The organism is Brenneria roseae subsp. roseae, assembly GCF_003115845.1.
GTDB lineage: Bacteria > Pseudomonadota > Gammaproteobacteria > Enterobacterales > Enterobacteriaceae > Brenneria > Brenneria roseae.
On the sequence record NZ_KZ819025.1, the window covers coordinates 275,267 to 287,527 of the forward strand.

Genomic DNA, 12,261 nt, shown 5'->3' on the forward strand with positions numbered 1-12,261 from the left:
ACCCTTCATCTTTCAAGTTGCAGGTGTGTTGGCTTCATCATTTGGCTCTCTCTGGGCCTCACCCCTTCGGGACGGCTGCTGGCAGCGTTCAAATCTGTCCAGGCAATTTGTTACCCGAATCACATACTCAGGTAAGCCCATCGGGGTGCTTTCGGTCGCCGCCTTCCTGTTCCCCGGAATCTATTGGGGATAGTAATGCACTGACAAATCTTTCAATTTCATGAAGGTTATTTTCGATCTGTGCACCATCGTGCGCGGTAATATGTTGTTCAAGCCGCTCACACAACTGTTTGCCAGGATGCAGGTTTAACATGGCAAACACGCCTTTCAGCCGATGTGCCGTTTGTGAAAGTGACATAAAATCGCCATCTTCCGCTTCAGTATACAGCCTCTTTAAATCATCGGGTACTGTCTCAATAAACAGAGAATAATAATCACTTGACGCCAGCTGACCGGCGTAGAACGCGTCATCATGCTCATCGTCTGTTAGCCCCGTATCGGTTGGCGCTTCCAGCTGTTGCTCAATCAACTTAAGCAATGCTCCCAGCAAAAGTTGGCTGATATTATAATTCGCTCTCAATCGATGAGGACCCAGAGGAATGATGGCCGGGTCATCACCAGTTAGTAATATAGAATAATCAGCGGTTCTTTCCGGATCGTCGGTGATGCAGATATCCACTTTCTGATTAATCTGCCGTTCATCACTGATGAGATAATTGGCTCCCCAGCCAGTGATAAGATGGCTGACAATATGTCGCACTTCATCGGCGGTGATATCCAGTAATACGGTAATGCCGTCCAGCAGCTTTTCTTCCTCGACCGGAAGGGGATCCGGCGTCATGTTTACCGTCAGGATGTAGTGTGTGCCGAGTCCTTTCTTACTGTGAATATTTAACTGGCCGCCAAGTTTATTGCACAGCTGATTGCACAAAAACAGGGTTAATCCCGAGTTTTGACCAAAGCGGTCCGCCGTGGTCGGATTCAGGAAGGGATGATTGAGATTATCTTGTTCCGTCCCCGAAATTCCTGCGCCGGTATCACTGATTTGTACGATTAGTTTTTCCGGCGCGGTTTGGTCACTGACGATCGAAACGGTAATTTTTCCGTATTCGGTATTGGTAATGGAATAATTCAGCAGGAGCGACAGGGTCTTTTTCAGCAGTTCGCCATCACCCATATAGGTTTGATTGATATCCAGCTTGTAATGACTGAACAGGCAAAGCCCTTTCTGATTAATGCGCGGGAGCCATTCCAGCAATAAACTGTCGATCATGGTCAGTGGAGAGAAACTTTCGTTAGCCAGTTTCCACTCCTGAACTTCCAGTTTTTCCTGTAGGGCAATATTATCCAGTAGTTCGATAGCACAGGCGGTATCGACCGTAAGTTGTTCAGTTAACTGCTGCTGTTCGCTTTTATCATCGGTATGGCGAATCGCTTGTAAATTTTTATGCAGCGACAGCAGGGGTTGTTTGAATTCGCTCAGCAGGTTTCTGAACAGGCGCTTTCTGGCCTGCACATTTTTCTCATATTCACGCTGCGCCAACTGGAGCTTTCTATTGACCAGAATCTCTTTGTCTTGCTCGCGCAGCAGGAACAGGCAATAGTCGGCGGAATATTGGCTGCGGAACTGGCGAATTTCAAACATCTCATTATTCACCGTTACCTGAATCACGCCTTGATGTTCATCCGCCATATTGGCGACTTTTTGCAAGCTCAGGTGCGGCAATAAATGTTCTGCCTGTTCATTCTGAACAATCACTTTGTTACTGCCAAAATCATAAATCAGCACGCCCATCGGAATACGACCGATAGTCTCATGATAAATGTTGAGCTGCTTTCTCAGCCGGTGGGAAAGATCTTCATCCGGATGGGAGTATTTCTGGCGGAAAATATAAAAACCGGCAATGGAAAATAGCAATAACGCCAGATTAAGCAATAGCAGCCAGACGTTATTGCGCAGAATGTCAATGAGCAACACTTTTATCGGGGTCTGAAACACAATTTTCACTGGCGCATTCACCAGCGGCGATGATATTTCAATCAGCGATCTACCCAACTGGATATCCGTCATGTCTTCGCTGCCGCTGTTCGTATCAATATTATTGGCCGAAGGCGTGTCTTGCCTCAGTTGGAGGCCTTCGCGCGGCAGGATGGACGGAATCAAATCGTTAATCGGTAAATCGAAAGCAATAATGGTTGCCAGGTGACCGGGCTGATTAAACGTTGTGCGCAATGTGAAATAGTAATCATCATAAAAGCGCAGCTTGCGCAGCGGAGAGAAACTTTCACGTTCATCCAGTGCGTTGGCCTGTTGCAGCATTTCCGTTCGGCGCGCCTCGGCAATTGCCGTAATGTAACTTCCGCGGAATTGGGATGAAATATCCTTCAACGTCTGCGTTGAGATCATCGTCAGGCTATTATCCACCCCGTTCAGGTAATACATGGAATATACGTTGGTTTCCGCCCCCCACAGAATATCCAGCGAGCGGGAGATGCGGCGAACGGAATGGAGCGTCGATACATCATGCTGACCAAATATCAGGGCATCCGTTTTCTGGCCGTTCTTTTCTACATAGAAAACGTTGGGCATCAGGTTGATGGCGTTGATATCCTCCTCGCTGGAGAGCGGGTCGTTATTCAGGTCGCCATAAATCTGGTAAGTGAAAAAGCGGTAGGCATCAATACGTTTCTGCACACCCTGGGTCAGATCGATCAGGGCAAGCTTCTTTTCCGCCAGCCAGTTACTGAAGTAGTTATAGCCAAACGCACCGGTTACGAAGCACAGTAGCAGGGTAAGCAGAGCAAAATAACGCATGATGATGGCTGGCATTGATCAATGTTCCTGATTACGGGTAATGGCTCGCGCACTGGCGCAGACAATCAGTAACAGCAATGCCACAAAGCCAAAAGCGAGTGACAGGCTGCTGAGTTGAGCGATGAAACCCAATAGCGTCGGGCCAACCAGAATACCAGCGTAACCTACAGTTGTAATGGATGCGATAGCCAGATTTGCCGGCATGATTTTCTGATTGCCTGCCGCGCTGAACAGAATCGGAACTACGTTTGACGCGCCGATCCCCACCATGACGAAACCGAGAATCGACGTCAGCGCGTTGTCGATACTGATGGTCAACAACAGACCCAACGCGGCGCAAAGACTACCGCCCGCAAGGATCGCGTAGCGTCCGAGTGCATTGACCACGCGATCGCCGGTCAGCCTGCCGATCGTCATCGCGACGGAAAACGCGGCGTAACCGATCCCCGCTTGCGCGCTGCTCAGGTGACGTTTAACGGTTAAAAACAGCGCGCTCCAGTCCAGAATGGCGCCCTCCGCCAGAAACATGATGAAGCATAGCAGGCCGATAAACATGACCCAGCCGCGGGGGATCGCAAAGAGCGGACCGCCCTCGCCCTCATTAGTGGTACGCAGCAGATGTGTTTGCGCCCTCGACATCAAGACCAGCAACAGTGCAACAATGACCCAAATGGCCGTCAGCGGTGACAGGCCAAGCCACAATAAGGCGCTGACGCCGCCGGCCCCGGCAATCCCGCCAACGCTGAAGAAACCGTGGAAACCGGACATCATGGCTCGACCGCTTGCGCGCTCGACAATGACGGCCTGAATATTCATTGATACGTCAATCATGCCAATCGCCGCGCCGAAAAAGAGCAGCGTCACGGCCATGACCGGAATCGTACCTGCCTGTGTCAGCATCGGCAGAATCACACACAGTGTGGCACTGGCGATCAGAATGACGGTGCGGCAGCCGAGTTTGCCGGTGAGTAATCCGGTAAACGGCATTGCCAGTAGCGAGCCAATTCCCAGAGAGAGTAGCAGCATACCCAAAGAAGCGTCGTTGATGTCCAGACGATGCTTAACAAAAGGAACCAGCGGCGCCCAGGAAGCCATAGCGAAGCCTGCGACAAAAAAACAGATGCGAGTTGCCGCCTGTGCTTTTCGGCCGGGTTGCTGTTCGGTATATAACGATTCGGAATTCAGCGTTGAGCTCATATCCTTGACGGCACTATCGGGTAGACGTAATAAGGGATTCTTTCTACCATAATTAAGTTATTGAATCGAAGGATTCATGATCTGTCGACGTCCTGTGGACGTATTATCAGATAAGTTAACGTAAGTTGCATAAAAGATGTCCGCACGCTCAGTGCGGTTGATAACGTCTTCGCTTCAACCTATGGTGAATCGTCCTGATGCTCTGACCGTTTATTATCCTCGGGAAATAAAAAAATGCCGGTTAAAAAACCGGCGAAAGGAATAAGGTTAATTAGAGAAATAATGATGAAGGATTATTCTAATGGTAATGTGTAATAGTGTTTTGTCGTTTCATGCGATCAATGCCTCGCCTGGGCAGAATGCTTAATTGGGATGTGACAGTCACTATTGGTAACGATATGAAAAAAGCGGGGGGCAGCTATCATTGGCGTTGAAGAAAATAATGCTTTCATCTTGTTAATTTTTTATCTTTCTTATTTATATCAATATGTTGTTATTTTAGTGGCGCGTCGGGTTATTATTTTTTGTGCAGGTTTCATTTAAATTGTCAATGCGTTTTTTCTGATAAAATAAACTCATTCAGTAATGATAAATTCTCTCTATAGTTGGATTCGTTATTCCAAATTATTATTTTTTCATGACTTATGTGGCGCTAACGATTAAAAGATCGGTGCTTTGTCCGTATTACGTGGCGACAACGTCGGTTATTGTCTGACGGGAATGGCAGCAGCGGCTGGAAATGCTTTTATGCCCAATCAGCGCCATCCGATTCTAACGCTGGTGGCGGGGGATGTCCTTTTGCCAGATGCGTAACATGGCTTCATGCATTTCTCATCTTGTGAAGCGGTTAACCTGATGGCGCGTATTGCCCTTTTTTATCCTGAATAACCTCTCACCCAAAGTGTCTTTTTTTACCGTATAATCCTGTGCTTTACGTTAGGTTACCGGGGTTAGGGTGAAACAACTTTCCGACCTGTTGTGGCATATGCAGCAGGATTTACGCGAACCACAGCCTGAGAGTGCGGGTTTCAGACAGATAACACGTTCATTGATCCTCAGTGAAAGTGAACCGTCTGGGCTGCTGCCATGGCTGGCGACTCAGCCTGCGTATCCCCAGTTTTACTGGCAACATCGTCAGGACGATGAGGAAGCCGCCGTGTGTGGTCTGGTTTGTGGTTTCCATCACGCTCAGGAAGCGGAAGATTTCCTTTTGCAGCATGGCTGTGACAGCCATGTGCGTATCTGGGGATTGAATGCCTTCGACCAGACACCGCGTGAGTATCGGTCTGGTCTTTCCCCCAGCTATCTTTTTCTGCCCCGCGTGGAGCTATTGCGCCAGGGTAATACGCTGAGCCTGCGAATTAATTTATTCAGTGGGGCATCGCTACAGCAGGACGCTGATGAAGCCTCTGCATTTATCAAGTTCTTGCTGCCGATACGGCCGCTGCCGCCCTTGCAGGCGGAAGTGGACGCGGTTGACCATCGGCCGGATCGTCAGAATTGGATCAAACTGTTGCAACAGGCGCTGCACAATATTGCGGCCGGGGGGATGGAAAAAGTGGTTCTGGCAAGAAAGACCACGTTGACCCTGAAACAGCCGTTACAGGCAACAACCTTTATGGCCGCCAGCCGGGCGGCCAACCATCATTGTTTTCATTTTATGCTGGCGCATGATGCCCGGCAGGCTTTTCTTGGTTCCAGCCCGGAGCGGCTTTATCGCCGTTATGACACGCAGTTGGAAACCGAAGCGTTGGCGGGTACGGTTGCCAGCGACAAGGATGATGAAAAAGCGGCGGCATTTGCACATTGGCTGATGAAAGACACCAAAAACCAGTGCGAGAATATGCTGGTGGTGGACGATATCTGTCAGCGGTTGCAACAGTCGGCGTTATCGCTGGATGTCATGCCGCCGGAAGTGGTGCGGCTACGCAAAGTGCAGCATCTGCGCCGCGCGATTCAGGCGACGCTGAGACAGCCGTCAGATGTCGTTTGTCTTGATAACTTGCAACCGACCGCGGCCGTTGCCGGATTGCCAAGACGGGTTGCCCGGCGTTTCATTGCTGAGAAGGAACCTTTCGAGCGCGGCTGGTATGCGGGGTCTGCGGGCTACCTGTCTCGTCGACAGGCCGAGTTTTGCGTCGCACTGCGTTCGGCAGAGATCAATAACAACATTTTGACCTTGTATGCCGGAGCCGGAATTGTCGCCGGATCTGATCCAGAACAAGAATGGCAGGAACTGGAAAACAAAGCTGCGGGTCTGAAATCGCTGTTAGACGGTGATATGTCATAGTTTTGTTTTATCTTTGTTGTATCAGGTACTGGTTTATATCAAAGTTGACGCTGTAAAAAAAAATATAATTATTTTCGGAATCCGCAACCTGAGCTGTTGAGTAAATCATGGCAACAAGTGTATTTAATCGTCGCTGGGCCGCGTTGCTGCTTGAAGCGCTGACCCGTCATGGTGTCCGCCACATATGCATTGCGCCCGGTTCCCGTTCCACACCGCTGACACTGTCAGCGGCCAATCATGATGCGCTGACGTGCCATACCCATTTTGACGAACGGGGATTGGGGCATTTGGCTTTAGGGCTGGCAAAAGGCGCTCATGAACCGGTGGCTATTGTGGTGACCTCAGGTACGGCTGCCGCGAATCTCTATCCGGCGATCATTGAAGCGGGTCTGACGGGGGAGCGGCTGGTGGTCTTGACCGCCGATCGTCCTCCCGAATTGATTGATTGCGGAGCCAATCAGGCTATCCGCCAGCATGGGCTGTATGCGTCCCATTCCATGGCCGCGCTGAATTTGCCGCGACCGACGCCGGACATTCCTGCCAGTTGGCTGGTTTCCTCGCTCGATAGCGCCATGGCGCAGTTAACGCACGGCGTGTTGCACATTAATTGTCCGTTTGCCGAGCCGTTATATGGCGCGGATGATGATGCGGCTTTCCAGGACTGGTCGCTGACGCTGGGTGACTGGTGGCAAAGCGGGGAACCCTGGCTGCGTGAAATGCATCAAACCACGCTAACGGTTCAGCCGGACTGGCATGAATGGCGGCAAAAACGCGGGGTGGTGATTGCCGGTCGCATCAGCCCGGCGCAGGGGGCGCGGGTCGCGCAGTGGGCGAACGAATTAGGCTGGCCGCTGATTGGCGACGTTCAGTCACAAAGTGGTCAGCCCTTGCCCTGCGCGGATATCTGGCTGGCGAACGCCGCCGCGCAGGAACGATTGCGGCAGGCTGAAATTGTCGTGCAATTTGGCGGTAGCCTGACTGGAAAACGTCTGCTGCAATGGCAGGAAAAATGTCAGCCACAGACGTTTTGGCTGGTGGATGCGCTGCCGGGGCGTCTTGATCCCGCACATCACCGTGGTCGCCGTCTGATTGCCGACGTCAGCGACTGGCTGGCCGCTCATCCCGCTATTACGCAAGCTCCCTGGGCGGATGAATTGAACGGTATCGCCCTCCATGCCCAACAGCAGGTTATCGAATATCTGACCGATCGTTTTGGCGAGGCGCAGCTTGCACAGCGGCTCCCCGAACTGCTTCCCAGCGATGGTCAATTGTTTGTGGGTAACAGTCTGGTTGTGCGTTTGATCGATGCGCTGGCGCAGTTGCCGGCACATTACCCGGTATACGGTAACCGCGGCGCCAGCGGTATTGATGGGTTGATCTCGACGCTGGCCGGCGTTCAGCGTGCGACCGGCAAGGCTACGCTTGGGATCGTGGGCGATCTTTCCGCGTTATACGATCTCAATGCGCTGGCTTTACTGCGTCAGGCGCCCGCGCCGCTGGTGCTGATTGTCGTAAATAACGATGGCGGCCAGATTTTTTCGCTGCTGCCGACGCCTGCTGAACAGCGGGAAGCATTTTACTGCATGCCGCAACACGTTGAATTCGGTCACGCGGCTGCCATGTTCGGCCTCAACTATGTCCGCGCCGAACGCTGGGAACAGATCGCGGATACCGTAGCCAGGAGTTGGGCGCAGGGTGGCGTCACGCTGCTGGAAGTGATAGTGCCGCCAAAAGATGGGGCGGAAACGCTGAACGCGCTGGTATCACAGGCGGCAACGTGGTTACGCTAAGCTGTCAGCGGCTCATGCCGGCGGAGATGACGCCCGCGCAGCCGTGGCTGATATGCTTACATGGCCTGCTGGGCAGCGGTGAAGACTGGCGGCCCATCATGCCTTTTTGTAATGAATGGCCGCTGCTGCTGGTGGATTTGCCGGGGCACGGCGCATCGCGGAACGTGGCCGCGGGGGATTTCGCACAAATCAGTCAGCAACTGGCATCGACCATCGCGCAACAGGGCATTGAGCGCTATTGGCTGCTGGGATATTCGCTGGGCGGACGGCTTGCCATGTATCACGCTTGCTTTGGTCGGCATCAGGGCATGCAGGGCCTGCTGGTGGAAGGCGGTAATCCCGGACTTGACGATGCTCATCAGCGCGAGGCGCGTTTATTGCACGATGCCCGCTGGGCGCAGCGCTTTCGCGATGAGTCACTGGAAACGGTGCTGAACGATTGGTATCGACAGGACGTGTTCGCCGATCTGGATGCCGCGCAGCGTAATGAGCTGATTGCCCGGCGTCGTCATAATCATGGCGCGGCGGTGGCGGCGATGCTGGATGCCGCCTCGTTAGGGCATCAGCCCTGGCTGGTGGACAAGCTTCGGCAGTTGGTTATCCCATTTGGTTATCTGTGCGGCGTCAGAGACATGAAATTTCAGGCGCTGGCAATGCAATATGGTCTGCCCTTAATGCGCGTGGCGCAGGCCGGCCATAACGCGCATCAGGCGAATCCGGCGGAGTATGCCGCCCGGATATTTTCTTTTATCTCGCATCCCGTTAAGGATTAATACTTATGCTTTATCCCAGTGAAGAACTGCTTTACGCCCCGGTAGAATGGCACGATTGCAGCGGTGATTTCACCGATATCCTCTTCCATAAATCGACGGATGGCATTGCCAAAATCACCATTAACCGTCCGCAGGTGCGCAATGCTTTCCGCCCGCAAACGGTAAAAGAGATGATCCACGCGTTGGAAAACGCGCGTTACGACGACGGGATTGGCGTGATTATTCTGACGGGCGCCGGCGACAAGGCATTCTGTTCCGGCGGCGATCAGAAAGTTCGTGGCGACTATGGCGGCTATCAGGACGACAGCGGCGTACATCATCTGAATGTGCTGGATTTCCAACGCCAGATCCGCACCTGTCCGAAACCGGTAGTGGCAATGGTGGCGGGCTATTCCATCGGCGGCGGCCACGTGCTGCACATGATGTGTGACCTGACGATTGCGGCGGAAAATGCCATTTTCGGTCAGACCGGGCCACGCGTGGGGTCCTTTGACGGGGGCTGGGGCGCGTCCTATATGGCGCGTATCGTCGGACAGAAAAAAGCCCGCGAAATCTGGTTCCTGTGCCGCCAGTATGATGCCGCCCAGGCGCTGGATATGGGGCTGGTCAATACCGTCGTTCCGCTGGCCTCCCTGGAAAAAGAAACCGTTCGCTGGTGCCGTGAAATGTTGCAAAACAGCCCGATGGCGTTGCGCTGCCTGAAAGCGGCGCTGAACGCCGACTGTGACGGACAGGCTGGGTTGCAGGAGCTGGCGGGCAACGCCACCATGCTGTTCTATATGACTGACGAAGGTCAGGAAGGCCGCAATGCCTTCAATGAAAAACGCCAGCCCGATTTCAGCAAATTCAAACGGAATCCGTAATGCGTCAGGTTAAGGTTTATCGCTACCGTGTGCCGATGGAAGCGGGGGTGGTGCTGCGTAATCAGCGCCTGAAAACCCGCGACGGGCTGATCGTCTGCTTGCAACAGGGTGAGCAGCAAGGCTGGGGGGAAATCGCGCCGCTGCCGGAGTTCAGTGTGGAAACGTTGGCGGAAGCCGAATCCGCCACGCTTGAACAACTCACGCGCTGGCTGGCGGGTGATACATGGTCTGACGCGCTGCCGCCGTCCGTTGCGTTTGGTCTGAGCTGTGCGGCGGCAGAGCTGGAACAGCGCTTACCGATAGTGGCGGATTACCGTAAAGCGCCACTTTGTAACGGCGATCCTGACGAACTGTTCGCCATGTTACAGGCGTTGCCCGGTGAAAAAGTGGCGAAGGTCAAAGTCGGTCTGTATGAAGCGGTCCGCGATGGCATGATCGTCAACGTGCTGCTGGAGGCATTGCCTGACCTGAAGTTGCGTCTGGATGCCAACCGCAGTTGGACGCGAGCCAAAGCGGATGGCTTTGCCCGTTATGTCGCGCCCGCCCTGCGTTCCCGCATTGCGTTTCTGGAAGAGCCTTGCAAGACCCGTCAGGAATCCCGCGAGTTTGCACAGCAAACCGGCATTCATATCGCCTGGGATGAAAGCGTGCGCGAAGCGGATTTTCGAGTGGAAGCCGAGCCGGGCGTGAGCGCTATTGTGATCAAGCCAACGCTGGTGGGCAGTCTTGCCCGTTGCCAGCAGCTGGTACAGGATGCGCATCAGGCGGGATTAACGGCGGTAATCAGTTCCAGTATTGAATCCAGCCTGGGGCTAACCCAACTGGCGCGGCTGGCGCACTGGCTGACGCCAGACACCATTCCCGGGCTGGATACGCTGGATTTGATGCAGGCGCAGATAATACGGCCGTGGCCGGAAAGTCCGTTACCGCTGCTGCCAGCCGAGCAACTGGAACGGGTATGGCAGGCCTGACCGACTGGCCCTGGCATTATTGGGCCGGACAGACGCCATCTTCCGTCGCGTTGATTGATGGAGAGGTCCGCTGGCATTGGCGGCAGCTTGCCCGGCGGGTGAATCAGTTGGCCGCGGGGTTCGAACAGCAGGGGGTGATGCCCGGTTGTGGCGTGGTGTTGCGCGGTAAAAACAGCAGGACGATGTTGTGCTGCTATCTGGCGCTATTGCAATGCGGTGCGCGTTTGTTGCCGCTTAATCCCCAGTTGCCCGAATCATTAACCGAAAATTTGCTGCCTTCCCTCAATATGCAATACGGGCTGTTTCTGGATGAGCAACCGTTGCCGTCTGGTTTGATTGCTTTGTCGTGCGTATCGGATGCGTTTTCCCCGCCATCTCAATCCGCTTTACCGCGCTGGCAGCCCGATCAACTGGCGACGCTGACGCTGACTTCGGGGTCGAGTGGATTGCCTAAAGCCGCCGCACATACCTTCTCTGCCCATCTGGCGAGTGCGGAAGGCGTGCTGGAAATGATGGCTTTTTCCGCAGAGGATAGCTGGCTGCTGTCACTGCCGCTGTTTCATGTTTCCGGACAGGGAATCGTGTGGCGCTGGTTGGCGGTCGGGGCGACGATTGTCGTACGCGCGCATCAACCGCTGGAATCTGCTTTGCGGGATTGTACCCACGCTTCTCTGGTTCCGACTCAGCTATGGCGTCTGTTATCGCAAAATACGCTTCCCCCCACGTTGAATGCGGTGTTGCTGGGCGGCGCGATGATCCCGCTGGCGCTTACGCAGCAGGCCGAATCCCTCGGCGTTCGCTGCTGGTGCGGCTATGGCCTGACGGAACTGGCTTCCACGGTGTGCGCCAAGCGCGCCGATGGCCGGGGGGGCGTAGGATTGCCGCTGCGCGGACGTGAAATTCGTCTGGTTGGTGAGGAAGTGTTATTGCGCGGCAGCACGCTGGCTTCCGGCTATTGGCGTGATGGCCGGCTTTTCCCGCTGGCGGATGAAGCGGGGTGGTTCCACACCCGGGATCGCGGCGCTTTTGACGAGGGCGAATGGCGCATTCTGGGGCGTCTGGATAACCAGTTCTTCAGCGGTGGAGAAGGCATCCAACCGGAAAATATCGAAACGGCGCTGCTGGCGCACCCCGATATTCAGCAAGCCTGTGTGGTACCGGTTGATGACGCAGAGTTTGGCCAGCGTCCCGTTGCCGTTGTGGAAATCACCGGCGCCACGACGTTGGCGGCTATTCGCGATTGGCTGTTGCCGCAGCTCGCCGGATTTCAGCGTCCGGTAGCCTATTATTCACTGCCTGAGGAATTAAAAAACGGCGGCATTAAAATTTCCCGTCAACAGGTGAAGGCGTGGGTGCAGGCGACGGCCAAAGGGGCGGGCTATCCTGCCCGCGAGAGTGACCACAAAAAAGGTTAAGCAGAGGAATGATGCTTATCAGACGACAGTTGTCACAACTTTTCAGATGATTAAAAGAATAAATTGGGTTTTAGGCCGATTTTGTACTGGAGCATAGGGACGTTTGCGGTAAAATCGCCGAGGATATCGATATGTTTTGCACGGCGT

At 53.8% G+C, this 12,261-nt stretch carries 9 protein-coding genes; 7 read left to right on the plus strand and 2 right to left on the minus strand.

Features of this window, described 5'->3' with window-relative positions; all coding sequences use genetic code 11:
- Positions 1-127: 127 nt before the first annotated feature.
- Positions 128-2,830: a phosphotransferase RcsD gene (gene rcsD, locus DDT52_RS07345; RefSeq protein WP_136155765.1), complete on the minus strand. Its 2,703-nt coding sequence runs from the start codon at positions 2,828-2,830 to the stop codon at positions 128-130.
- A 3-nt stretch (positions 2,831-2,833) separates the two neighbouring features.
- The gene (locus DDT52_RS07350; protein ID WP_136155766.1) at positions 2,834-4,012 is read right to left on the minus strand and encodes an MFS transporter; all 1,179 of its coding nucleotides are present in this window, start codon (positions 4,010-4,012) and stop codon (positions 2,834-2,836) included.
- 675 nt (positions 4,013-4,687) lie between these two features.
- Here DDT52_RS07350 and DDT52_RS20910 point away from each other — a divergent pair.
- The 7 genes from DDT52_RS20910 (at position 4,688) to menE (ending at position 12,114) form a co-directional block, all read left to right on the plus strand.
- A complete protein-coding gene (locus DDT52_RS20910) occupies positions 4,688-4,825 on the plus strand; it encodes a hypothetical protein (RefSeq protein ID WP_168709748.1) in 138 nt (45 codons plus the stop codon).
- Between the two features lie 142 nt (positions 4,826-4,967).
- Positions 4,968-6,302: an isochorismate synthase MenF gene (gene menF, locus DDT52_RS07355; protein WP_136155767.1), complete on the plus strand. Its 1,335-nt coding sequence runs from the start codon at positions 4,968-4,970 to the stop codon at positions 6,300-6,302.
- A gap of 107 nt (positions 6,303-6,409) precedes the next feature.
- Positions 6,410-8,092 carry a 2-succinyl-5-enolpyruvyl-6-hydroxy-3-cyclohexene-1-carboxylic-acid synthase gene (gene menD, locus DDT52_RS07360; protein WP_136155768.1) on the plus strand — a complete coding sequence of 561 codons (1,683 nt, stop codon included), beginning with the start codon at positions 6,410-6,412 and terminating at the stop codon, positions 8,090-8,092.
- 14 nt (positions 8,093-8,106) lie between these two features.
- On the plus strand, positions 8,107-8,865 hold the full coding sequence (gene menH, locus DDT52_RS07365) for a 2-succinyl-6-hydroxy-2,4-cyclohexadiene-1-carboxylate synthase (protein ID WP_136155841.1): 759 nt from the start codon (positions 8,107-8,109) through the stop codon (positions 8,863-8,865).
- A 5-nt stretch (positions 8,866-8,870) separates the two neighbouring features.
- Positions 8,871-9,728, plus strand: a complete 858-nt coding sequence (gene menB, locus DDT52_RS07370; protein ID WP_109052957.1) for a 1,4-dihydroxy-2-naphthoyl-CoA synthase — start codon at positions 8,871-8,873, stop codon at positions 9,726-9,728.
- The gene (gene menC, locus DDT52_RS07375) at positions 9,728-10,699 is read left to right on the plus strand and encodes an o-succinylbenzoate synthase (RefSeq protein WP_136155769.1); all 972 of its coding nucleotides are present in this window, start codon (positions 9,728-9,730) and stop codon (positions 10,697-10,699) included. The genes menB and menC overlap by 1 nt, the downstream gene beginning before the upstream one ends.
- On the plus strand, positions 10,687-12,114 hold the full coding sequence (menE, locus tag DDT52_RS07380; protein WP_136155770.1) for an o-succinylbenzoate--CoA ligase: 1,428 nt from the start codon (positions 10,687-10,689) through the stop codon (positions 12,112-12,114). The genes menC and menE overlap by 13 nt, the downstream gene beginning before the upstream one ends.
- Positions 12,115-12,261 lie beyond the last annotated feature (147 nt).

Bases quoted from the DNA above. Each gene is read 5' to 3' on its own strand.
- menC (WP_136155769.1), top strand. From the start codon at position 9,728: ATGCGTCAGGTTAAGGTTTATCGCTACCGTGTGCCGATGGAAGCGGGG.
- menH (WP_136155841.1), top strand. From the start codon at position 8,107: ATGCCGGCGGAGATGACGCCCGCGCAGCCGTGGCTGATATGCTTACAT.
- rcsD (WP_136155765.1), bottom strand. From the start codon at position 2,830: ATGCCAGCCATCATCATGCGTTATTTTGCTCTGCTTACCCTGCTACTG.
- menE (WP_136155770.1), top strand. From the start codon at position 10,687: ATGGCAGGCCTGACCGACTGGCCCTGGCATTATTGGGCCGGACAGACG.
- menB (WP_109052957.1), top strand. From the start codon at position 8,871: ATGCTTTATCCCAGTGAAGAACTGCTTTACGCCCCGGTAGAATGGCAC.
- DDT52_RS07350 (WP_136155766.1), bottom strand. From the start codon at position 4,012: ATGAGCTCAACGCTGAATTCCGAATCGTTATATACCGAACAGCAACCC.
- menD (WP_136155768.1), top strand. From the start codon at position 6,410: ATGGCAACAAGTGTATTTAATCGTCGCTGGGCCGCGTTGCTGCTTGAA.